This window comes from Neobacillus drentensis (genome assembly GCF_036962765.1).
GTDB classification, from domain to species: domain Bacteria; phylum Bacillota; class Bacilli; order Bacillales; family Cytobacillaceae; genus Neobacillus; species Neobacillus drentensis_C.
Map to the genome: position 1 here is coordinate 1 of NZ_JBALOS010000039.1, position 22384 is coordinate 22384.

The 22384-nt window shown below is 38.0% G+C and carries 23 protein-coding genes; 13 read left to right on the forward strand and 10 right to left on the reverse strand.

The annotated features are described in order from the left end of the window. Positions 1-142 precede the first annotated feature (142 nt). On the reverse strand, positions 143-451 hold the full coding sequence (locus tag V7137_RS06410) for a metal-sulfur cluster assembly factor (protein WP_335697304.1): 309 nt from the start codon (positions 449-451) through the stop codon (positions 143-145). A gap of 284 nt (positions 452-735) precedes the next feature. Here V7137_RS06410 and V7137_RS06415 point away from each other — a divergent pair, with 284 nt between their 5' ends. The 3 genes from V7137_RS06415 to V7137_RS06425 all read left to right on the forward strand — a co-directional run bounded on the left by V7137_RS06415 (position 736) and on the right by V7137_RS06425 (position 1999). Then, positions 736-1548: a Cof-type HAD-IIB family hydrolase gene (locus V7137_RS06415; protein ID WP_335697305.1), complete on the forward strand. Its 813-nt coding sequence runs from the start codon at positions 736-738 to the stop codon at positions 1546-1548. Positions 1549-1659: 111 nt separating this feature from the next. After that, the gene (locus V7137_RS06420; protein WP_166258563.1) at positions 1660-1812 is read left to right on the forward strand and encodes a hypothetical protein; all 153 of its coding nucleotides are present in this window, start codon (positions 1660-1662) and stop codon (positions 1810-1812) included. A gap of 1 nt (position 1813) precedes the next feature. After that, positions 1814-1999 carry a DUF3813 domain-containing protein gene (locus V7137_RS06425; protein ID WP_335697306.1) on the forward strand — a complete coding sequence of 62 codons (186 nt, stop codon included), beginning with the start codon at positions 1814-1816 and terminating at the stop codon, positions 1997-1999. 42 nt (positions 2000-2041) lie between these two features. Here V7137_RS06425 and V7137_RS06430 read toward each other — a convergent pair whose 3' ends face one another. Further along, positions 2042-2884 (reverse strand): YitT family protein, encoded by an 843-nt coding sequence (locus V7137_RS06430; RefSeq protein WP_335697307.1) that lies wholly within the window; start codon positions 2882-2884, stop codon positions 2042-2044. A gap of 123 nt (positions 2885-3007) precedes the next feature. On the opposite strand from V7137_RS06430, the gene V7137_RS06435 reads away from it, so the two are divergent. Further along, entirely contained in the window at positions 3008-3868 is an 861-nt protein-coding gene (locus V7137_RS06435) for a DegV family protein (protein WP_335697308.1), read from the forward strand. A gap of 125 nt (positions 3869-3993) precedes the next feature. Here the strand turns inward: V7137_RS06435 and V7137_RS06440 are convergent, their stop codons facing one another. Together V7137_RS06440 and V7137_RS06445 are read right to left on the reverse strand one after the other, a co-directional pair. Then, entirely contained in the window at positions 3994-4125 is a 132-nt protein-coding gene (locus V7137_RS06440) for a DUF3941 domain-containing protein (RefSeq protein WP_081825501.1), read from the reverse strand. Positions 4126-4193: 68 nt separating this feature from the next. Next, on the reverse strand, positions 4194-5057 hold the full coding sequence (locus tag V7137_RS06445; protein WP_335697309.1) for a CvfB family protein: 864 nt from the start codon (positions 5055-5057) through the stop codon (positions 4194-4196). 190 nt (positions 5058-5247) lie between these two features. On the opposite strand from V7137_RS06445, the gene V7137_RS06450 reads away from it, so the two are divergent. Together V7137_RS06450 and V7137_RS06455 are read left to right on the forward strand one after the other, a co-directional pair. After that, entirely contained in the window at positions 5248-5739 is a 492-nt protein-coding gene (locus V7137_RS06450) for a YajQ family cyclic di-GMP-binding protein (protein ID WP_335697310.1), read from the forward strand. Between the two features lie 113 nt (positions 5740-5852). Further along, positions 5853-6725: an SDR family oxidoreductase gene (locus tag V7137_RS06455; protein ID WP_335697311.1), complete on the forward strand. Its 873-nt coding sequence runs from the start codon at positions 5853-5855 to the stop codon at positions 6723-6725. Between the two features lie 28 nt (positions 6726-6753). Here V7137_RS06455 and V7137_RS06460 read toward each other — a convergent pair whose 3' ends face one another. Both V7137_RS06460 and asnB read right to left on the reverse strand, forming a co-directional pair. Then, positions 6754-8271, reverse strand: a complete 1518-nt coding sequence (locus V7137_RS06460) for an alpha-amylase family glycosyl hydrolase (protein WP_335697312.1) — start codon at positions 8269-8271, stop codon at positions 6754-6756. Between the two features lie 112 nt (positions 8272-8383). Continuing rightward, the gene (asnB, locus tag V7137_RS06465; RefSeq protein WP_335697313.1) at positions 8384-10231 is read right to left on the reverse strand and encodes an asparagine synthase (glutamine-hydrolyzing); all 1848 of its coding nucleotides are present in this window, start codon (positions 10229-10231) and stop codon (positions 8384-8386) included. A gap of 425 nt (positions 10232-10656) precedes the next feature. Between asnB and V7137_RS06470 the strand changes: the two genes are divergently transcribed. Beyond that, positions 10657-11220, forward strand: a complete 564-nt coding sequence (locus V7137_RS06470; RefSeq protein ID WP_218350544.1) for a DUF2777 domain-containing protein — start codon at positions 10657-10659, stop codon at positions 11218-11220. 134 nt (positions 11221-11354) lie between these two features. Here V7137_RS06470 and V7137_RS06475 read toward each other — a convergent pair whose 3' ends face one another. Further along, positions 11355-11714 (reverse strand): YisL family protein, encoded by a 360-nt coding sequence (locus V7137_RS06475; protein ID WP_335697314.1) that lies wholly within the window; start codon positions 11712-11714, stop codon positions 11355-11357. Positions 11715-11850: 136 nt separating this feature from the next. Beyond that, positions 11851-12759: a fumarylacetoacetate hydrolase family protein gene (locus tag V7137_RS06480; protein WP_335697315.1), complete on the reverse strand. Its 909-nt coding sequence runs from the start codon at positions 12757-12759 to the stop codon at positions 11851-11853. 194 nt (positions 12760-12953) lie between these two features. Between V7137_RS06480 and V7137_RS06485 the strand changes: the two genes are divergently transcribed. The 6 genes from V7137_RS06485 to V7137_RS06510 are packed head-to-tail and all read left to right on the forward strand — an operon-like array spanning position 12954 to position 14957. Next, on the forward strand, positions 12954-13175 hold the full coding sequence (locus tag V7137_RS06485) for a spore germination protein (protein WP_218350547.1): 222 nt from the start codon (positions 12954-12956) through the stop codon (positions 13173-13175). 17 nt (positions 13176-13192) lie between these two features. Then, positions 13193-13423 (forward strand): spore germination protein GerPB, encoded by a 231-nt coding sequence (locus tag V7137_RS06490; protein ID WP_335697316.1) that lies wholly within the window; start codon positions 13193-13195, stop codon positions 13421-13423. Positions 13424-13482: 59 nt separating this feature from the next. Next, complete coding sequence (gerPC, locus tag V7137_RS06495; protein WP_335697317.1) at positions 13483-14097, forward strand: spore germination protein GerPC; 615 nt, start codon at positions 13483-13485, stop codon at positions 14095-14097. Beyond that, positions 14094-14270, forward strand: a complete 177-nt coding sequence (locus V7137_RS06500; RefSeq protein ID WP_218350550.1) for a spore gernimation protein GerPD — start codon at positions 14094-14096, stop codon at positions 14268-14270. Before gerPC ends, V7137_RS06500 begins: the two co-directional genes overlap by 4 nt. 5 nt (positions 14271-14275) lie before the next feature. Then, positions 14276-14683 carry a spore germination protein GerPE gene (locus tag V7137_RS06505; RefSeq protein ID WP_335697319.1) on the forward strand — a complete coding sequence of 136 codons (408 nt, stop codon included), beginning with the start codon at positions 14276-14278 and terminating at the stop codon, positions 14681-14683. A 55-nt stretch (positions 14684-14738) separates the two neighbouring features. Further along, positions 14739-14957, forward strand: coding sequence for a spore germination protein (locus tag V7137_RS06510; RefSeq protein WP_335697320.1), 219 nt, complete (start codon positions 14739-14741; stop codon positions 14955-14957). A 43-nt stretch (positions 14958-15000) separates the two neighbouring features. On the opposite strand, the gene addA is transcribed toward V7137_RS06510, so the two are convergent. Together addA and addB are read right to left on the reverse strand one after the other, a co-directional pair. Next, the gene (addA, locus tag V7137_RS06515; protein ID WP_335697321.1) at positions 15001-18786 is read right to left on the reverse strand and encodes a helicase-exonuclease AddAB subunit AddA; all 3786 of its coding nucleotides are present in this window, start codon (positions 18784-18786) and stop codon (positions 15001-15003) included. Beyond that, positions 18783-22274, reverse strand: a complete 3492-nt coding sequence (gene addB / locus V7137_RS06520) for a helicase-exonuclease AddAB subunit AddB (RefSeq protein ID WP_335697322.1) — start codon at positions 22272-22274, stop codon at positions 18783-18785. Before addB ends, addA begins: the two co-directional genes overlap by 4 nt. Between the last annotated feature and the right edge of the window lie 110 nt (positions 22275-22384).

Sequence of the window (22384 nt, forward strand, 5' to 3'; positions counted from 1 at the left end):
TTATTAACCTGTATTATAATGGTGTTTATATTTAAAAAAAGTGAACTAGCTCACATTCATGTCGTATATTTATGTACGAATTGTGAAGCAAAAAAAACAGCAGAAAAAATCTGCTGTTTTTTTTGATAAATCCAAATAAATTTTAGCGAATTCCTAAGGCAATTTTCGCATAGCGGGACATCATTTCTTTATTCCAAGGGGGATTGAAAACAATATTAACTTCTACCCCTTTAATTTCTGGAATATCAGCCAGTGCTCGTTTGACTTGATCCACAATCGTACCAGCAAGCGGGCAGCCCATTGAAGTTAATGTCATCGTAATCGTTACGTTGCCATCCTCATCCATTTCGGTATTGTATACTAATCCTAAGTTTACGATATCAACACCTAATTCAGGGTCAATAACTAACTCTAGAGCACCTAATATATTTTCTTTTAGTTCTTCATTCATTTTTGTTCCACTCCTTAAATATCTTTATGCCAATTTATTATAGCAAATATCTATGCCTTCTTTTCTAGATTGAGACTTGGTTAAAAAAAGTATATAGTTTTTTTATACCTTTTGGTGTGAATTTTTTTACAGTTTTGATATAAAATTGTTAACATAGTGAATATAGAAATAATAAAGTTCCTACAAGCATGCCATATTTATATTCGCAGTGTAACATGTATATTAATTTTTTCCTAAAGCAACAATCATTATTAGTGATGAAATTTTCTTGAGAAGGAGTTATTATGACAGAGAGACACTTAATTGCATTAGATTTAGATGGAACTTTATTGAAAGATAATAAAACGATATCTATAAAAACGAAAGAGATTATTAAAAAGGTAAGAGAACAAGGTCATATCGTAATGATTGCAACGGGCAGACCATTTCGTTCCTGTGAGATGTATTATCATGAATTGAATTTAGACACACCGATTGTCAATTTCAATGGAGCGTTTGTGCATTACCCTGGAAAGCCCGACTGGGGTTATCACCAACCACTTGATATCAAGGTTGCAAAAGATATTGTAGAAGCCTGCAGAAGCTTTCATTTTCATAATATCATCGCAGAAGTAATCGATGATGTATATTTCCACTATCATGATGAAAAGCTTTTAGACATTTTTAATTTTGGAAATCCTACAATCACTACGGGGGATTTAGCAAAATTTTTAAAGGAATCACCAACAAGCTTGTTAATACATACAGAGGAAGATCAATTAAAGATAATACGGGATCATTTATCTGCGGTCCATGCCGAAGTTATTGATCATCGCAGTTGGGCAGCACCTTGGCACGTGATTGAGATTATAAAAGCTGGCTTAAATAAAGCGGTTGGTTTGAAAAAGGCTTCTGATTATTACAGTATCCCTGCTGAAAGAGTGATTGCATTTGGGGACGAAGACAATGACCTCGAAATGCTTGAATATGCAGGTCATGGGATTGCCATGGGAAATGCTATTGATCAAGTGAAAATTATTGCAAATGACATTACTTTAAGCAACGAAGAAGATGGAGTGGGACAATATTTGGCAGATTTGTTAAACATAAAATTTTAACACCCATTCGCCATTGTTTACGTAAATGAACGACCCCAATTTGGTACATACTATGTTCTGAGGCAGCAATGCTGTTTCAAAATGAGCCTTGAGCATATTGGAGGGATTCGAATGGGTAAACGAAACAAATCAAAACGCTTTGTCCAGCAAGGAGTGGATACGGTCAGTAAACATGCCGAACGTATTCCCTATCACATGACCTACGCTGAAGCTGAAGCTCAGAAGATGGCCAATGTGCAAGAATCCTCGCTTGGAGGAATATAAAATGGGAAACCAATTGTTCCAAGAAGCACGAAGATTTGTCGAGATGGCGAAAGCGGCCAACCCTGCTGAACTTGATTCTGCTACAGCGAAAGCTAAAAATGCATTAAGTTCTGCTTATGCAAATTCCACTGTTGCAGAGCAAGCACAGCTCCAACAAATGCAACAAGAGCTTGATCAACTTTCTTAACAGAAAAGCGGTAGCGCCTTAAGGGCGCTCCGCTTTTCTTGTTTACTCTTTTCTAAAAAAGCCATAGATATTGGTAGTTTGGATAATATTCGTGAAGGCATTCGGATCCACTTCTTTTAGTATTCGTTCTAAATCGTAGAGTTCGTAGCGTGTAATGACAACCATTAACATTTCTCTCGCTTCGTTTGAAAATGCCCCTTTTGCCGGAAGGATTGTGATTCCTCGGACAAGCCGCTCCTGTATAGCTTTTTTCATGTCGTCAGCCTTTTTAGTAATAATGATCGCTGTAAGTTTTGCATGCCTTGTATGGATGGAATCGATCACTCGTGTAGAAGTGTATAAAGTAACTAAAGTATAAAGGGCTTTTTCCCAGCCATACAAAAATCCTGCTGTTATAATAATCACCCCATTAATAACCAACATATAGGGTCCAATTGGCTTGTCTTTCATTCTGGATAAAACCATTGCAATGATATCCACTCCTCCTGTTGAAGCCCCCCATTTTAATGTAATCCCGACGCCAACGGCTTGGATGACACCACCAAAAACAGCATTTAGAAGGATATCATTCGAAACTTGTTTAATTGGTATTAATGTTAAAAATAACGAGGACAGGGCAACACTTATAAAGCTGTAGACTGTAAAGGATTTCCCCACCTTTTTCCAGCCTAAAATAGCAACAGGTATATTCAGCAATAATAATAAAAAACCTAGAGAAACATGGATTGGAGTATAGTCACTTAACACCTTTGATAGTAGTTGGGCTATTCCTGTGAATCCACTTGAATAAATATTGGCCGGAATCAAAAATAAATTCATAGCCAGCGCACCTAATAATGAACCTGCTGCGACCACTCCTATTTTCTTTGTCTGGAGCCAAATCATTTCTATTACCCCTTTTTTAAGAGAATATGAATCCTTCATTATGTTTTCTGTGGTAGATAATTGTATTTTTATTGTGGAACCGATAAACTGAAACTATAAATTGTTTGAAAGCAGGTGAGCTACATGCAGGTACGAATACTGGCTGATAGCGCATGCGATTTACCAAAAGGTTTTTATGAAGAGCATCAAGTCACATTATTACCATTAAAAGTTGAAATCAATGGAAAAGAATATGAAGATGTAAAAACAATCGATTCAAACACCGTTTATGAGGCAATCCGAAGCGGAATTGTTCCAAAGACATCTCAGGTCTCCCCGCTCTTGTTCGAAGAAGTTTTTACCGAAATGGCTGAAAAAGATGAAGACGGGATATACATAGCATTTTCTTCAGAATTATCTGGTACATATTCCACTGCTGTTATGATTCTTGACCAAGTGAAGGAAAAATATCCAAATTTTAATTTAACAATTGTTGATACAAAATGTGCATCGTTAGGATTTGGGCTTATCGTAAAAGAAGCAGCGGCTCTAGCTTTAAAAAATGTTGGCAAAGAAGAGATTTTAGAAGACGTATTGTTTAGAAGTCAACATATGGAACATCTCTTTACGGTTGAAGATTTAGACTATTTAGCAAAGGGCGGCCGTGTTTCAAAAGCATCAGCCTTCCTTGGGGGGTTATTGAATATCAAACCCATCCTAAATGTTGAAGATGGGAAACTCGTCCCCATTGAAAAAATACGCGGTAAGAAAAAAGTGATGAGACGAATCATCGATATCATGAAGGCACGCGGCGCGGATATGGAAAAGCAAGTAATTGGAATCAGCCAAGCGGATTGTGATGAAACTGCGGCAGAAATGAAAGCAATGATTGAAGAAGAATTCCATCCTTTTGAAGTTATGATTACATCAATAGGATCAGCCATAGGATCCCATACAGGTGCAGGGACAATCGCCATTTTTTTCTTAAACAAAATTCCATCATAAAAAAAAGGTTTTGATAAAGCTCATTGATAATTTTGCCCTTATGTTGTTTGGAGCAGAAATCAACAGGCACACTAAACAGAGCGTAAAAAAATGAGTGAGGATTATACCTCACTCATTTTTTCACTCTATTTATGGTCCGTCTTCTTGGAGTATTGATTTTTTCCAGCCTGACGATTTTTTTCGCGCATCATATTCTTTTCATGGCGAAGGGCATTATTGTCTTTCGCTTTTTTATCATTGTCTGAAGTGTGCGGCATAACCTTACCCCTTTCAAATAGATTCACCATTAGTTTCTGTCAATTTGAAAAGAGTATGTAAAAACACATTAATCTTTCTTCACATATGTCCAGCTGCCCTCTTGGTACACTCTGCCCTCTTTCATTAGTTTTCCAAGTGCTCGTTTAAAGGAACCTTTGCTTAAGTTGAACCGATCTTTAATATCTTCTGGCATGCTTTTATCGTTAAATGGCATGGCACCATTTCTGCTCATTAAATACTCATAAATTCGCTCCGCATCAACATCCTGCGATTCTTCCTTTCTTGCCAGTAAAGAAACGTTGATGGTGCCGTCTTCTTTAACATCAATGATCCGCCCCTCTACTTTTTCTCCAATCCGTGGTTCTTGTTGTCTTTGTGACTCATGAATGAACCCTTTAAAACCTTCTATTGTATAAATCCAACTGCCGACTTTGGCTGTTCGATAAATATGGCCTTGGACATTTTTATTAAAATTTGCTCTTGTTGCTTTTACTGAAATAGATTCAATCACTTGGTCAGTAGCAAGCTTGGCATATAGGAGATAATTGCTGCTTAACTTTAAAGTTATATAGACTAAATCACCTGGCTTAGGCCAGACAGATTTATGGACGGGCAAATCATCTATTCCTAGCAATATATCCTTTGGTAATCCAATATTTAGGAAAACACCAATGCGCGGATTTGAGTCTGTTACCTTAACCCAAGCATAACGGCCAACCGCAATTTCAGGAATGGCGGTTGAAGCAGAGATTCGACCTTCCGAATCAACATAAAGAAAAACCTCGACCTGATCATTTTCTTCTAATTCTTGTTGGGCTTGATTAAAATGTAGTAATACATCTTCATTACCATCTGTTAAAAAATACCCAAACGCAGCTTTCCGGGCTACAGTTAATGTGGTTGTTTGACCGATTAATTCATGTAAAGACATATATAACTCCTCTTTTCTTTTCACGGAGAATTAGTTTAGTATTAGGAACGCGCCAGATCATTCGTTGCTGAACAGACGCTTCCTTTTTAAATAGTTGTTTGAACTGCTATATTTTACTATAATGTACCCATAAAGGGAAACTTTAGCAGGTTTGGTTTTACGATATAGATTTTAAAATGGAGGTTTTGTCATGTCAAAAGATAGCTCATTTGATATTGTATCTCAAGTAGACTTGTCTGAAGTATCAAATGCGATTACCCAAACAATGAAAGAAATTGGCACGCGCTATGATTTTAAAGGCAGTAAAAGTGAAGTCACACTTGATAAGGAAGAGCTTGTTCTTATTTCTGATGATGAATATAAAATGGACCAGCTAAAAGATGTTTTATTTAGTAAATTAATGAAACGAGGTGTTCCAGTTAGAAATCTTGATTACGGGAAAATTGAAAAGGCTTCTGGCGGAACGGTTCGACAACGAGCTAAACTGGTTCAAGGTATTGATAAAGAAAATGCAAAAAAAATTAATACCATTATTAAAAATAGCGGTGTCAAAGTAAAAAGCCAGGTTCAGGACGACCAAGTGCGTGTTAGCGGAAAAAGCAGGGATGATTTACAAAAAATTATCTCCCTTGTCCGTGAAGCGGACTTAACCGTGGATGTCCAGTTTATTAATTATCGATAATGGAAACGGCGAAAGGATATAAATCCTTTCGCTTTTTTTATTATCTTTATTTTTCATAATTTGACCCATTTATCTAAAACTAATATCGAGTAAACACTTGGAGGTTTTAGGAAATGAGCAACAATCAAAATCAACAAAAGAAGACCTTTCCAGCACAGCACCAAAATCATCAGCCTGGAATAGAAAGTGAAATGAATCCTCGTCCCGTCTCGGTTGATCCCAATTATAAAGCCGGGGGTAAATTAGCTGGGAAAGCAGCGATTATTACTGGTGGTGACAGTGGAATAGGCAAATCTGTTGCTATATATTTTGCCAAAGAAGGGGCAGATGTAGCAATTGTCTATTTAGAAGAGCATCAAGATGCAGAAGAAACAAAGCAATTAATTGAAGCCGAAGGACGTAGATGTATACTTTATTCAGGTGACATTGGCAATGAAGATTTTTGTAAGGAGACCGTAAATAAGATTCATACTGAATTTGGCAGGGTCGATATCCTGGTAAATAATGCAGCGGAACAACATCCGCAAAAAAGTTTGTTATCGATTACTTCGCAACAATTGGAAAAGACGTTTCGAACAAACATATTCTCCTTTTTCTACATGACGAAAATGGTCCTGCCATTTTTAAAACAGGGTGCATCGATAATTAATACCGCTTCCATTACGGCTTACAAGGGGAATGAACAGTTATTGGACTATTCCGCCACCAAAGGAGCAATCGTTTCCTTTACCCGCTCCCTAGCGCTGTCCCTCGCACCTCAAGGAATTCGCGTTAACGGTGTGGCGCCAGGTCCAATTTGGACACCGCTGATCCCTTCTACTTTTCCTGCAGACCAGGTTGCTACGTTTGGTTCAAATACGGCAATGGGTAGAGCAGGAGAGCCCTATGAATTAGCCGCGAGCTATGTTTTCCTTGCCTCAGATGACTCCTCCTATGTCAGTGGGCAAATGATTCATGTAAATGGCGGGGAAATTATCAATGGATAAAAAAATGTCGGGGAAAGCCCCCGACATTTTATCGCTTGTTTTTTCTTAATTTAAGTATAAATAACATAAATAACAGGTAAACAACAACTAAGCCTGCAATTAATGGAATATTGATGCCGCTTTTCTCAGCTACAACGTAGACTTCGGAATTATCCCGATCGAGAATAATCATATATTTATTATCATCACTTTTAACTTTATCACCTGCAAGCAAGCCCCTCAGTTCTTTGCCACCTTCAATCTGATCGGTGGTTAACGAAACACTTTGAGACTTGCTTGAATTATTGATTGCAATAATAGATGTCTCACCTTTATAAACTCGTTTATAGACAACCATTCCCTTTTGATCATAGAGCATTTCCATTGTGCCCCTTGTCAAGGAAGGAAGTTGGTTCCTTAATTCCCCCACCTTGGTCATATAATCAATCAGTTCCTTTTCAGCCCTGAAACTCATTTGTCCGCGGTTATCAGGAATTCCTCCTCCATTTAAAGCAATTTCCGTCCCATAATAAATGATGGGAATTCCGGGGGTGCTATAAAGGTACAATAATGCTGTTTTCCAGCGAGAACCCGGGAATTGTTTCTTTGCGACAATTTCACTCGTAAATCTTGATGTATATTCGTTATCCAAAAAATTAGCCCTTAAAAAGGAGTCCTGCTTATTATCGCCATCGGAATAAAGTGTGCTGAATGACTGATCCGTACTTGCAAATGTCTTTCGTAACTTTTCACTGTACTCATAAGTAATTACACTGTCTATCCCTGCACCTTTATATTCTTGTAAATGGATCGAAGCATTGTTGGACATTACACCTAATAGGAAGAAGTTCTTCTTTTCCTTCTTTACTTCAGTTGAAAAATCAGTCCAAAAGCTGATTGGAACCATGTTTACCTCTGGTAAACTCAGCCCATCAATATCTGTTTTATTAATCCACCATTTTGCAGTATCTATTAAGTATTTTTTTACTTCGGGGTTGTCCTGATTAAGATCAGGCAATCCATCAATCCAACCTTTCTCAAGTTCATTTTGATTTCCAGTTTCAGAGGCGATATCCTGTTTTGCATGAAACCAATCCTTCTTGCTGGAATCACTTAGCCAAGGATGGTCCGTCGCTACATTATTTGTGACATAATCAATCAATACCTTCATTTTTCGTTTATGTGCTTCTTTTACTAACATTTGAAAAGACTTCATAGTGCCAAAATGTTCATCTACTTTGTAAAAATCCTTTACCCAATAGCCGTGATAGCCATTTTTGGCATTATCAAAAATAGGCGTTAATCGAAGCGCAGTAAATCCCATGTCATGTATGTAATCTAACTTATCAATGATTCCTTTAATATCTCCGCCATTATAAGCTAAAGGATCTTTTCCATTAACATCAGCATCATTATTACGATCTCCATCGTTAAAACGATCTATCATGATGGAATAAATCGATTCATCCTGCCATAAGCGGTCTTCCTTTTTCACCGCTGCATGTGCAGAAATCGATGAATTTAGTAATAAAAACAAGATTAAAATAAGTGGTGTAATTTTTTTCATATTGTTATTTCCTCCTCTAAAAAAGGGAAGAGGATATCCTCTTCCCTACACTATTTTAATCGAATCAAGTTTTTATTCCAAATTTAAATTTCGATCCTTCTGAAATTCATGCCTAATTTACAATATTAATATTGTAATCCTTAAACCATGTGTGTAGTTGCACAAGATAAGCCAATAACTGAGGTCCTGTCATCAATTGGCCAAACCATGGCTCTTGAAATGAATTTCCACCAGATTTGATAATATTTTCAAGTTGATCTTTATTAAAAAATTCATGCAGGACTGAGGATTTATCCTGTAATATATGCTCCACCAGTTTTTGAACCGCAACGGTGTAAGCCGGATTATGCGTCTTTGGATACGGGCTTTTCTTACGATACAATACTTCCTCCGGTAAAATACCTTCAAATGCTTTTCGGAGAATGCCCTTTTCCCTGCCACGATGCATTTTGATCTCCCACGGGATATTCCACACATATTCGACGAGGCGGTGGTCAGCAAAAGGAACCCTAACTTCCAAACTAGCTCCCATACTCATTCGATCCTTGCGGTCAAGCAATGTGGTCATAAAACTAATCATATTAATATAAAATAATTCTCTACGCTTTGATTCTTCGTCGCTCTCACCATCTAACCTTGGTGTTTCGGCAATCGCTTGATCATATTTTTCCATTACATAATCATTTAATTTTAGTTTTTCCTGCCAGTGTAATTTCAATAAATTATGTCGTTCTGATAGGGAACGCATCCACGGAAACCCAGGACGTTCTAAGTCTTGTTTGCGATGAAACCAAGGATATCCCCCGAATATTTCATCTGCACATTCACCGGACAGGCTGACGACAAATTCCTGTTTTATTTCTTTGCAAAACCAAAGTAACGAGGAATCCACATCAGCCATTCCTGGAAGGTCCCTAACATGGGTCGCTTCCACCAAATCATTGACCAACTGTTGTTGTGAAATGATTTTGGTATGGTGGAATGTCTTATATTTATCGGTGATCATTTGAATAAATTTTCCATCAGCATCTGGTTGGAATTCCGTTGAGGAAAAATATTTGTCATTTCCCTCATAGTCAATAGAATAGGTGTGAAGCTGACCTTTGTTTTGTTCTTGGAAACCCTTAGCTGCTATTGCTGTGATGATGCTCGAATCCAACCCGCCTGACAAAAATGTACTTAGTGGAACATCCGAGACAAGCTGTCTTGTAACAGCATCGGTAACTAAATAGCGGACCTTTTCAGCTGTCTCCTCCACACTGTCCTTATGTTCTTCACTTTTTACATTCCAATAGCGCCAAATTTTCAGACCATTTTTTGAAAATGTCAAAGCATGCGCTGGTCTTAGTTCACTTATTCCTTTAAACACACCAGATCCGGGTGACCTTGAAGGGCCAACTCCAAAGATCTCTGCAAGACCTTCTTGGTCGATTTCAGTTTTCACTTCAGGATGGGCTAAAATAGCTTTGATTTCAGATGCAAATAAAAGACCTTTCTGGTGTTCTCTAAAAAATAGCGGTTTTACCCCTAAGCGGTCGCGTCCAATAAAGAGCTGTTCCTTCTTGCTATCCCAAACTGCAAAAGCATAAATTCCATTCAAATGATTGACACACTCTTCCGCCCATTCTATATAGGCAGATAATAGAACTTCTGTATCAGAATGACCTTTAAATGAATATCCTTTAGTATGGAGAACTTTGCGGATATCTTCTGTATTATACAATTCCCCATTGTAGCAAATTGTGTAATTATATCCGTCTTTTTGTTTGGACATAGGCTGTCTTCCCCCTTCAGGGTCAACAACAATAAGTCTTTTATGGCCAAAAGCAACATTCGCATCAGACCAGATGTTGGTTTCATCAGGGCCTCTTTTTGCCAGTGTATTTGTCATTTTCGTCAGTGTATCGACTTCGTTCTTGATGAATTTATCAAAATTAATCCAGCCTGTAATGCCACACATTTCCTTTCACACTCCCCATTAACAAAGGCTATTTTCGCATANNNNTTCGTGGCATCTTTTCGTAAGAACATTTGCGAAAATCGCCTAGAAACCTAGTCAATGACCCTAATTAAGCTCATAAGCAACAAAGTTTACGAAAAGAGCCTTAACAAAACTACTGTACATGAATTCATGTTTTATACTATTCAGCCCATGGGAAATGGTTAATTGTCCAAATAGAAAAGCGGTAGGCACCGTGATTAGTCAGTTTTTTTGTTTGGCTGTGTTAAAGATCATTGTTAATTTTGTAACCAAGTTGATTGGAGCAGAGATCAACACACCAGTTTAACACAGCCCTTTTTTAAAAATAATACTTCAATTTCAGTTATAAAATTTCATGAAGATGTCTAAAAAGAAGATGATATCATCTGGCACGGAGGTTAATAATGAATCGACAACAACGAATGAGACTATATGATTTTCAGGAAAGGGCCTACACCGAAGGAACAGTTGAACAGATAAATGAACAATGGATCTTCTTTGATGAGGAAACGGAAGAAGCTGAAATGTTAGATGATTACCTTCAGCAAGAAATAGAAGTCTTCCGTATGAATCGTTGGAAGAAAGGTATATTGTATGAAACAGGTAAAGTTCGAATTGGAAATGAAGCAACGATGCTGCGCAATCACGATTTAGTGAGGATTAGAAAACATTTAGTTTACTCGCTTGAGAGACTTTTAGATGGGATAAATGATGATGCTTTTTTTCAATTTGTTACCACTTTAAACTCCTTAAATTTTTCCATTTACGATTGCATTTACTGTTATAATCATTTATCCTTCCTATCAGATGAAAATCGCAAGGATGGTGTAAATTTTTTAGTTTTTGATAATCAGGAGCAAATATGTAATGTCCAACACCATTTTTGTTATTATGAAAAGGTTAATGATCGATTTGAATTCACATTAAATACCGGTAAACGGTTAGTGATTGAGAAAATGATTTCATAGAAAAAGGCATGGACATCCATGCCTTTTTCATTTAGAAGCATATTTCTTTTACTTTGTAAATTGACTTTTACAGTGCCTTTCAAATAAAAGAAGACTGCCAAGTTTACGGGCAGTCCTGATAGGTACAAATAGATTTATGGGTTTAAAAATGACATAGGCAATTTTTCAAAGCCTAGATATAAGACAAGTATCCAAGCAATGATAAACTGAATCCAAAATACAGATGTTCTTCTGTTATTTGCTACTCGGCCAAGGATCATTTCAAATAATCCGATGATCCAAATTCCGACAACCGCTTTTAATATATACCAGACATCAATTTTGTAAACCGAAAATAGAAGTCCGATACCTGTGGCAAGAATAAGCAAATATAATACTCGTAAAATCATCTGAACAATTTTAAATCCTTTTGCCTTTCCACCTTTATGTAATAGAAGTGCAACCACAAATAAGATTAGTGCTAAAACCCATGCCGTGATATGTCCGTGAATCAATAGAGCCCCTCCTAATGTATAAAATGTCATTGATTTCGAAATTTATCATACCATAAACAATGAATAAACACGAAAAAATGAGTGTCAAATAAAGTAACAAACATAAGAATACTATCTCTCAATTGGGAAATAAGTATTATTCCTGAATGGTATTTTTTAGTGTTCCAATCTTTTCAATCGTTACTTCCATTTGATCCCCTGGGGATAAAAATTTAGGGGGCTTAAATCCTTTTCCTACACCAGCTGGTGTACCGGTCGCAATAATATCCCCTGGTTCTAATGTCATTCCAGCTGATAAAACGGAGATAACCTCCTCAATCGGAAAAATAAAATTCTTTGTATTTGAGTTCTGTCTTACTTCTCCATTCACTGTTGTTTGTATATTTAGATGATTGGGATTTTCAATTATACTTTTGTGGACAATCCACGGTCCCATTGGACAGGTGGTATCTAAACTTTTCCCGATGAAAAATTGCTTGTGCCGCGATTGTAAATCTCGAGCGGTTACATCATTAAGAATGGTATAACCAAATATGTAATCCAATGCTTCTTCTTTTTTTATTGCCTGACCCTTTTTACCAATAATAATAGCAAGCTCGCCTTCATAATCCAGTTGATCGGTTACATTTTGGTGATTTAGGACCCTTTCATTAGACCCGACAACCGTTGTCGGGGCTTTCGTAAATACCATGATATACTCAGGAATATCTGCTTCACTCCCCATTTCAATCGCATGTTCAGCATAATTTTTTCCTACACATAAGATATTTTTACTCGGCCTTGGAATCGGAGCCAAGAGTTTTACATCATCGATAGGAAGATATAAAGATTCAGTCCTTTCACTAGTTTGTATCCACTCCAGCAATCCATTAACTTTTTGAATAAAGGTCTCACCAGAGGCAATACACTCAAGCATGGAAGAAGGAAAGCTTTTTTGTCCCGTCATTGCTTCTTCTGCATGGTTTAGTAAAAGTACTTTTGTTTCTCCTTGGTCAACCAATCCCACGAACAATTCATCATTATAAAATACTGTTACAAATTTCATTGGTTTCACCTCAATTATTCTAATTAAATACACTTAATATATTAAAAGAAACAAATCAAACGAACAAATATTAAGGACTAAATTAAGGTTGATCCCCCATTTATAGGAATCTAACTTTTTTGGGCTAATCAATCACATTACCTTTGCACATACATAGGATGTAGAAGATACTTTGAAGAAAAAGGGTGTTGATAATGCCAGCAATTGTTGGAGTTGCACAGGTCATTACACTTGGGAGCAGTTCAGTTTTCCATATTGGAGACGTTTATAAAATTATGCCATTCTCTACCGCAAAAACCTTTTCTGGTGCTGGTTCCTTTAACACGGGGGATAGCTTACAGCTCCAAAATAATGTTAGTTCGACAAATACCCAAGATTCAGATGTTTACGATCAAGGAATTGCACTGAATGCTTAATGAGTGGGTGGGTTTAAATGAATTTTTATATACAGCAGTCCATTCAAATAAATTTCATTAAAATTGGCGGGATTACCAATTCCTCCGTCTTGCAAATAGGCAGTGCTGGGATTATCAAACCTACGGCTCACTTATATAATACCGGTGGTTTTACACAACCTGCACCACAAACGACTCAACCTTCAGGCACTTTATTAGGAACACCTTCAGTACCCCTGCAAGCTGCCGTTAGAAATCAGGAGCAGTAGCTCGTCCTACTAGGTTAAATCCGACTATTTTATTGGCGAAATAATTGTGAGGTGATTAAATGAATCAGGATTATTCCCAATATCTTCAATGGATGCAGATGTGTATTCAAGCACAGGAGCAGAGGATTCTAACGTTAGAAAAAACTCTCCAAAAAATGAGAGAAGATATCAAACAATTAAGTGAAAGACAGTCCATCCATGTAGACAAAATTGAATATAAATTTGATCAATTGAAGGTGGAGACTCTCGAAGGGACCTTAAATATTGGTCTAAACCCGTCCGAATTAGCCGGAATCGAAGACTTCGCTGTCCAAAATCAGTCCTTAACCACCCCAATTTCACCAAAGAATCAAATGCAAAGATCCATGAAAATCGAGGAAGCGATTTACCGATATTTAGAAACGGATTTACCTCCAATCGTTGAGGCCGCCCAGAGGGAATTAAACGTTCAACCGAATGATGAATATTTATCATTTATAAAACAAGACATCATCAAGCAGCTTCCGAGCAGGATAGAACAACATTTAACCTCCAATTCCGCTACCAGCCGTTCTTCTGAAGCTACCCGTTCTGACGATTTAATTATTGAAGCACTAAAGAAGGAAATTCAAAATGGAGTGAATATTTTTTTCAGCAATTTACCTGAAAATCTGAAAGGGATGAGAACAGAATGAACTTTCAAGTTTATAACCGCGAGCTCTGTGTTCAAAGCATAAAAATCATTGGGGTGGCAAGTTCATCGTTAGTAATGGTGGGCGATACCGAAACGATCCAGTTGGCCTCAACTTTTGATACCCCTGCGGAATCATTAATTATTGGCCCGTTTGTTCCCCTATCACCGGAGTGAACATGATGTTGCAAAGAACCTCTTGTGTAGATTCTATAAATATTAAAATAGCTTCATTTGCCTCTACGGTCCAGCTAGGGGATTCCTGTATCATTAATGGTCTTTCAAAAGCACTCGCTGTCCAACGAGAAACAGAATTATTTTATGGAAATGAGGGTAACTTTTTCCCCTATCGTGTCTTTACCGAACCTATTCCTTTTCAACCAATTACTGAACCTTTCATATACTCTCGTCAAAATCCGAACCCGCTAATTAGGGTTAGTAGGATTGAAATTTTAGGGATATCCTCTTCGTCCCTTTTACACGTAGGTAATAGCGGACATGTTTCGATGGAGGCAAGGGTTAAACATATTCGTCAACTACTTCCTGTTCCAGGAAAAGATGGTGGGGAAGCAGAACATGGACAAAAATAAAAGCATAAGATACTTTTAAGGATGATAAGTAAGTTTACTAAAAAGGATGTTTGTTATGCCAGCGATTATCGGCCCTGTCCAAATCGTTCACGTAAGTGGAGGTATTGTCCAATTTGGGGATACAGTCTATATCTCTCCGAAGGCCGCCTCTAAGACAAATGCAGGTTCAGGTGCATTTAATACCGGTGGATTTATCATTGCAAATAACGGGTTAAGTGGTACTAATGTACTTGATACAAATGTAGTCGACCAGCCAATTGTGGGGAATAATTAAAAAATGACATAAACCAAAATGGTCTATGTCATTTTTTGTTATCTTAATCCTTTTCAATCTTTAAAATATGGGCTCCATCAAAGAAAAACAAATACCTTTCAGTGACCTTTCTTTTCCAAATTTGTTCGATTGCTCGGGTGTATAAGTCAATTTGCATCTTGTATCGGTTTTCAAGAATTGATCTCGCTTGTTCAAACCCGCCTTTATAACGATCAGATATACGATCTGATTTATAATCCACCAAAACAAGCCCGTCTTCGTCCTCAAAGATGCAGTCAATAATTCCTTGCACAAACACAGATTCTTCTTCATCGTTCCAAGCAGGATACACATCACGAGCATGCATGGAAAGTGTAAAAGGAACTTCTCTGTTGATTGTTTTTGCATTAAAATACCTTAGCCCCAAATCTGAATGGAAAAATTGAACAATCAAATGTACATCAATGACTGTAGCTTGTTCGGGGGTTAGCAATTCATTGTTTACCATCCATGTTATTTGTTCTTGAAGAGACTCTTGACTCACAGCTTTCGTTAAATCGACATGCTGCATGACCATGTGCATGGCCGAGCCACGTTCACCAGGACTTAATTGTTTTTCCTGCATAAATTTAGGGCGTTTTATGATCGATTTTTTAAAGTGGTTGACAAGGTCCGTCCCACTTTGTTCATCCGCGATTTCCCTTTGCCGTTTCATTTCAGATACTGATTGTTTTGAGCGATGGACTGCAGCCTTTGAGAAGGAATATTCCCAATCTAAGCGTGACTTTATTTCTTCAGCAAATGGTGACGTGGTCGAGACAAGCTCACCTTTTTGGACCCTATCAAGAAAATGGTCCTCTTCCATACTTGTTTCTGTTTCCATTTGTTTCACTTCTTCAGCACTTATTAGTGAAATTTTCCATAAGGAAGGATTCCTTGTAATTTCTTCAGGAACCAGGGGATTAATCGTTTCACTAATCCTTAATTCACTACCGTCTTGATGTCGAACTAATGCTGGTCCAATCCAATCAATATAGCTTGAAACGGCTGCCCGTTCATAATCTTTTAAGAGCCATTCTGTATTGGATGCCGAATCATTCCATTGGTCAATTTTTTTCATGGCATCCTTGAGTGTTGCAGTTAAATAAAGTTTTTCTTTTGCCCTTGTCATGGCTACATATAAGACACGCATTTCTTCAGCGAGCATTTCCATTTTCTTTTTCCGCTTAAAAGCAATTTGCGGCAAGGAAGGGTAAGAAATTCTTTTTTCTGCATTTACATACTTAGATGCGAATCCGTATGCTTTATCTAACATAAATGTTTTACGAATATCTGCCATATTAAAGGTTCGTGCCATACCAGCCATGAATACGACAGGAAATTCAAGTCCTTTGCTGCTATGAATGGTCATAATCCTGACAACGTCCTCTTGCTCACCAAGTGCCCTAGCTGCCCCGAGGTCGTCCCCTCTTTCAATCATTCGCTCAATAAACCGAAGGAATCTGAACAACCCCCGGAAAGAAGTATGCTCGTATTGCCGTGCCCTGTCGTATAATGCACGGAGGTTAGCTTGACGCTGCTTTCCTCCAGGTAAACCGCCGACAAAATCATAAAACTGAGTATCTCTGTATAATTGCCAAATTAACTCAGACAGGGATCCCTGCCTTGCCATAGAGCGCCATTCCGTCAGAAAGTCATAAAAGCGGCGGACTTTTTCGTAAAAAGCAGCCATATTTTCAGCTTGTTTACTCTTGCAAAAGGCAGTCACCGCCTCCCAAAACGAACCTCGCTTCTGATGAATACGGATTATTGATAGTTCTTCCTCATTCAACCCAACGATAGGTGACCGTAATACCGCAGCAAGCGGGATGTCTTGGAATGGATTATCAATCACCCGTAAGAGTGAAATCATTACGGCCACTTCAGTTGCGTTAAAATAACCCGTTGAAAGGTTTGCATAAATGGGAATTCCTTGCTGCTTGAATTCTTCAATGATCTGTGGAGCCCATGTCATTGAACGGAGCAGGATTACTGTATCCCGATACATTAGCGGCCGATTTGATTTTGTTTTTGGATTATACACGGGTGCTCCACTAGCTATTAATTCTTTAATTTTAGCTGCAATAACTCTGGCTTCCAGTTGGGATTGTTCCAGACCAACTGCATCAAATTCTTCTAGTTCTCCCTCTGCTTCCCCTTCAGATGTCGCAGATGACCCTTTATCCTCAACATTTTGATTAATAAGCAGAAGTTCGACCGGGTAAGGCTCCTCTTCAGGATAAGGTGCGCCAGCACGTAATTCTGCTGCCTCGTCGTATTCGATTTCGCCAACCTTAACACCCATAATTTGTTTGAATAAAAAATTTGTAGCATCGAGTACTTCTCTTCGGCTTCGAAAATTTCGTGCTAAATCAATCCGTAAACCTGTTGATTCTCCATCAACTCTAAAGCGGTTATACTTGCCAAGGAAAAGGTTGGGCTCAGCCAAACGAAAGCGGTAAATCGACTGCTTTACATCTCCGACCATAAACATATTTCCATTATGTTCATCTTTCTTAGTTACAAGTTTCAGGATCGTTTCCTGCACCATATTTGTATCTTGATATTCATCACAATAAACCTCTTTAAAATGCCTTTGGTAAGCAAGGGCTGCTTCCGACGGCAGAAATTCTCCCATCGATGAGTTTTCCTTTGTCAAAATTCCTAAGCAGTAATGCTCTAAATCGGCATAATCGACAAGTCCTTTTTCTCTTTTAACCTTTTCAAATCGCTGTGAAAATTCCTTGACAAGATGAATCAACGTTTCTATTAACGGTCGCATCTCTTCCATGTCACGTAAAAAGCTTTCAGGCTTTCGAGAAAATAGCTCATCTTTTACATCTTGAATTTTTTTCTTCGCTTTATCACGAAGTTTTTGGGCCTTCTCTGTTAGTTCTTTATCATACTCCTCACCTTTGACCTGTTTTGCGCGTGAAAAAGACCAAGTTTGTATGGCTTGATATAGTGTTTCCCAAGAGTCTTTCTTGGCTAACAGAAGAGTGTCAATCACATTTAAATCATCGATAAAATTTTCGGCCCTAGGTGCTGGTCCGCCTGGGAGCTTTGTTACTTCTAAGCCGCGCTTAATCATTTCTTTAGCCGCTTCTAATTGAAGTTCAATATCAAATAGAAGAGCCTGGATAAAGGCAAGGTCCTCAATATTATTAATCGATGAAACATCATACATCGAAATAATTGACTGTAAATATTGTTCTGGTAGTGGGTTTGCTCTAGCAAAATCGTAAATTGACCGAACAATATCCATTAAAGCGGCATCGCTGCGGTCACTGGTGAATGAATCCACCAAGTTAAAAAATGCTCCATTCTCTTTTTTTCCATATTCCACTTCAAATAATTCGTCCATTACTTCATCTCGGATTAATTGCGCCTCTGTTTCATCGGCAATTCGGAACCCGGGATCAACATCGATTAAGTAGTAATATTTTCGAATGACCTCCATACAAAAGGAGTGAAGTGTTGAAATGGATGCTTTGTTTAATAAACTGAGTTGCTTTCTTAAATGGCGGGACATAGGGTCGGCATCAATAGACTTTTCTAGTGCTTCCCCAATTCGATGTCTCATCTCAGCAGCTGATGCGTTCGTAAAGGTTACAACTAATAATTCATCAACATCAATGGGATCCTCTTTTGAAAGAATCTTTTGGATAATTCTTTCCACAAGAACAGCAGTTTTTCCTGATCCTGCAGCAGCTGCGACAAGAATATCCCGATCTTTAGCCATAATTGCTTTCCATTGGTCATTTGTCCATGTTACATTTTCTGGCTTGGGAGGAATAACAACATTACTCAAGATTCTCGTACCTCCTTCCTAATAAGTTCTAATACATCTTCTTTTGAATGCGGTGTGAGAACCCGAAATTGATTATTTTCAATTGCCTCGTCAAATTGACAAACAGATTTATATGAACAAAATGTACAAGGTGTTTTATCCTTTAATTTATATGGAGCTATATCAATTTGACCATCGATAATAGCATTACCTGTTTTTAGATATGATTTGCGGACGTAAGTTTTCAGGTCATCAAATTCTGATAGACTAGCAACTTTCGATTTTTTAGATAAATTCCCGTCTTTTTTAATACCGGCGGCAATAATTTGCGAATCACCCGATTCAAGTGTTTTGTCCATAAGTCGGATGACATTTTGATCACCTACCATTAATCCATTCATCTTAAATTTTTTCATTATCTCTTTTTCGATTTCATCGATCGAAAGCATTTTTGTTGTATTAATAAAAGGATTATGAACATGAAAATAGAGAACACCTGCAGGGCTCGCCTTCATTTCTACCAATTCATTCGAATGTGTCATGACAATATCAAGGTAGGTTAACATTTGCAGTGCAAGTCCATAATACACTTCGCTAAAATTGACATCCTTTTCACTCGACTTATAATCAATCACTCGTAAAAAGACGCTGTCATCTGAGGCTTTTGCCTGATCCACTCTATCAATTCTCCCGGCTAATTCCATCCTTTTCCCATTTTTCAGTGAGAACGATAATGGAGGCAGTTTTCCATTAGGTCCAAATCCTAATTCTAAACCAATTGGTGAGAAACCACTCACTTTTGCATGCTCACTTAAAACGACAGAAGCACGGGCAATGATTTGTTCCAATTTCCGTTTAATATAATGATGGCGCTCGGAACTTAATAATATTTCATTTTGTAGTTTAGGAGCTAACGTCTTGACTGCTTCCTTGGAGAGGTCTTCACATTGTTTCTTTGATAGCTCAGCCCAAGAAAGGTTTTGTTCATTGACAATATCTGCAATCTGTTTTAAAGCTGCATGGAATAACTCCCCGATATCTGGAGCCTCTAATCGATACACTTGACGATCCCGGAGCTTTAAACCATGCTGAGCGAAATGAGAAAAAGCACAGGAGTTATATAATTCCATTCTGGAAACACTGGCTTGAATGGCTTCACCATATAATTCATCCGCCACCTCTTTCGAGAGCTTTACGGTTGGGTTCGTATAAAATAAGCTTGAAAACACTTTTTGTGCTTTATCCTTACCTGAACTCTCAAGATAGTAATTATAAACATCCCACCAAAGATTCGAAATGGGATAGCCGCGTTTTTTCCATTGCAGCTGGGAATTGAGGTAGGACAAAGACGTTGTAAAATTTGATATAAAACTCAGTTGACTCTGTTCCGAAACTTGCGATGGATCTGAGACGTAGAAAAGTTCATCAGCTCCTGGAAACATATCTTTTATTCTCTTAATATACGAAGAAGGAATTAACGCTTTTCCTTCATCATTCGCAAGTGGGTAACAGACAAAAAGGGCTTCCGTTGGAGCGGTAAATGCTTTATAGGCAAGATAGTTTTCATCGAGTAAACGCGTCCGGCTGCTTGGTGCGATATTGACCCCAGCTGCTAAAAGCATTTCCCTGTCTTCATCTGAGAGGATCCCCTCATCTGATATTTTTGCAGGCAGTATTCCTTCGTTGACACCCACTACAAACACGACTTTTATTTCATTGAGCCTTGATTTTTCTAAATCACCAATCAATACTTGATCAAGTGCAGGAGGGATAAGTGAAAAATGTAAGGATTCAAATCCTGATTCTAAAACCGCTGCAAATGCCTTTAGTGCAATTGGCTCTTCACCTAATATTTCAACATATTGATCGAGCAGATCGATTACAGCATTCCACACTTGTTCGTGCTCACGCATTTTAACAAGATTACCCTTCTCTTCGGCAGCTGCTTTCCATTTCTCAAGCTTTGTTGGAACATCCAATTCCTCTAGCAATAAATAAATAGCTTCACAGAGTTTTCGTCCCGAATCTGCTTTTTTCAAACGTCTTGATAGCCGTAATAACGGAGCTGTTATCATGAGTTTTAATTCATTTAACTCTTGTTCCATTTCTTTTTCAGCATCGTTTTGAGAGATTGTCTCTAATTCTAACCCTCTAATCCGACGGTAACTCCAACGATCTTTTTTCGTCCATTTACTTCCGCTAATTCCGTAAGCTAGACAATAATTTTCTAGTTTGTCCATTTTTTCACGCATTTTAGCAGAATTTTCCTGAAGGGGATATAACAATTCTGTTTTTATCACTCTGAATACAGGTTCATAGCGCCAGTAAGAATTGATCACTTCCAGACTCGAACGAATTAATTCAATCAGTGGATGGTTCAGCATCGTCCTTTTTTGATCAATAAAATAGGGAATCTGATAATCGTTGAAAACTGGTTCAACAATCTCATGGTAGTCCACGCCATTTCTGATTAATAAAGCGATATCCCGGTACCGGTAACTCTTCGTCCTGACAAAATCGCGTATCTCTCTGGCAACCCCTTCGATCTCAGCTCTACGATTTACTGCTTGGCAAATCTTAATTTTTGACTCACCCAAATATGGGACTGCAGGCCGGGAATCAAATTTTTCTTCCATATGTTGTAATGAAGGCTGATTCCATTTCTTTCGTTCTTGTAAAATAACAGGTTGATCCATCTCGATACCGTTTGCACTTGCTAAATCATAAATAGAGAAACAAGCTCCACCGGATAAACGGAATAAGTCAAGTTCATCAGGAGGTGCAGCAAGGGATAAGTGATCTGTTGTCAGTGCAATTGAAACGGTTTTACAATGCTTCATCAACTCCACCATTACACGATATTCCTGGGGTGAAAAACTATCAAAACCATCGATATATATTTCAGCATCTTTTAAATAGGTTGAGCTGGTTATTTTCTCCGCTAGTAGGGTAAAGTAGTCCTCTGAATCGATATATTTACCAAAAATTTCATCTTCAAACTTTTTATAGATTATTTCTAAATCTTTGATTTTATCATGTAAGGCATTGGCTGCCGTTGTGTCTCCACTCGATTGGAAGGAACTCTGAATCAGCTCCTCGGGACTTATACAGTATCGTTTAAATTCCGTTATCATTTGCTCCAGTTGTTTAATAAATCCAGACTTATCGGCTGCACGCTGAAAAAGCTGTAGTTGCTCCTTTTGCTCATCGATAATTTTGCGAATTAGCATGCTCATCCCTACACTGCTTAAATGGATTCGGCTAATCCCGCCTGTTTCTTGCAAGATTCGCCACGCCATCCGAGAAAAACTATATACTTGAGCGCGAATCATTCCGCCAATCGCTGGGTCTGTAGCCAATCGATATTCAGATAAAAAAGTCATCTGTTCTGGAACAATATAAATAATCGGAGTTCCTTCTGGGTTTTCCAGAAGCCGCTCCTTTATTTCTTCAAGGAACATAGCTGTTTTGCCACTTCCCGACCGCCCGATTACCATTCTTAATGACATGTATAAACCTCACTTTCCACTACCACTAAAAGGAACTATATCTCTCATTCTATCACAAAATAAGCACAAACGTTTGGAATACTACTAACAGATTGAAGCCATAATTGGTA

Coding starts and splice junctions, on each gene's coding strand:
- V7137_RS06460 (WP_335697312.1), bottom strand. CDS start 8,271: ATGAAAAAAATTACACCACTTATTTTAATCTTGTTTTTATTACTAAAT.
- V7137_RS06470 (WP_218350544.1), top strand. CDS start 10,657: ATGAATCGACAACAACGAATGAGACTATATGATTTTCAGGAAAGGGCC.
- V7137_RS06455 (WP_335697311.1), top strand. CDS start 5,853: ATGAGCAACAATCAAAATCAACAAAAGAAGACCTTTCCAGCACAGCAC.
- V7137_RS06440 (WP_081825501.1), bottom strand. CDS start 4,125: ATGCCGCACACTTCAGACAATGATAAAAAAGCGAAAGACAATAATGCC.
- V7137_RS06420 (WP_166258563.1), top strand. CDS start 1,660: ATGGGTAAACGAAACAAATCAAAACGCTTTGTCCAGCAAGGAGTGGAT.
- V7137_RS06430 (WP_335697307.1), bottom strand. CDS start 2,884: ATGATTTGGCTCCAGACAAAGAAAATAGGAGTGGTCGCAGCAGGTTCA.
- V7137_RS06415 (WP_335697305.1), top strand. CDS start 736: ATGACAGAGAGACACTTAATTGCATTAGATTTAGATGGAACTTTATTG.
- V7137_RS06435 (WP_335697308.1), top strand. CDS start 3,008: ATGCAGGTACGAATACTGGCTGATAGCGCATGCGATTTACCAAAAGGT.
- V7137_RS06480 (WP_335697315.1), bottom strand. CDS start 12,759: ATGAAATTTGTAACAGTATTTTATAATGATGAATTGTTCGTGGGATTG.
- gerPC (WP_335697317.1), top strand. CDS start 13,483: ATGAATCAGGATTATTCCCAATATCTTCAATGGATGCAGATGTGTATT.
- addB (WP_335697322.1), bottom strand. CDS start 22,274: ATGTCATTAAGAATGGTAATCGGGCGGTCGGGAAGTGGCAAAACAGCT.
- V7137_RS06450 (WP_335697310.1), top strand. CDS start 5,248: ATGTCAAAAGATAGCTCATTTGATATTGTATCTCAAGTAGACTTGTCT.
- V7137_RS06500 (WP_218350550.1), top strand. CDS start 14,094: ATGAACTTTCAAGTTTATAACCGCGAGCTCTGTGTTCAAAGCATAAAA.
- V7137_RS06485 (WP_218350547.1), top strand. CDS start 12,954: ATGCCAGCAATTGTTGGAGTTGCACAGGTCATTACACTTGGGAGCAGT.
- V7137_RS06425 (WP_335697306.1), top strand. CDS start 1,814: ATGGGAAACCAATTGTTCCAAGAAGCACGAAGATTTGTCGAGATGGCG.
- V7137_RS06510 (WP_335697320.1), top strand. CDS start 14,739: ATGCCAGCGATTATCGGCCCTGTCCAAATCGTTCACGTAAGTGGAGGT.
- V7137_RS06505 (WP_335697319.1), top strand. CDS start 14,276: ATGTTGCAAAGAACCTCTTGTGTAGATTCTATAAATATTAAAATAGCT.
- V7137_RS06445 (WP_335697309.1), bottom strand. CDS start 5,057: ATGTCTTTACATGAATTAATCGGTCAAACAACCACATTAACTGTAGCC.
- V7137_RS06410 (WP_335697304.1), bottom strand. CDS start 451: ATGAATGAAGAACTAAAAGAAAATATATTAGGTGCTCTAGAGTTAGTT.
- V7137_RS06490 (WP_335697316.1), top strand. CDS start 13,193: ATGAATTTTTATATACAGCAGTCCATTCAAATAAATTTCATTAAAATT.
- asnB (WP_335697313.1), bottom strand. CDS start 10,231: ATGTGTGGCATTACAGGCTGGATTAATTTTGATAAATTCATCAAGAAC.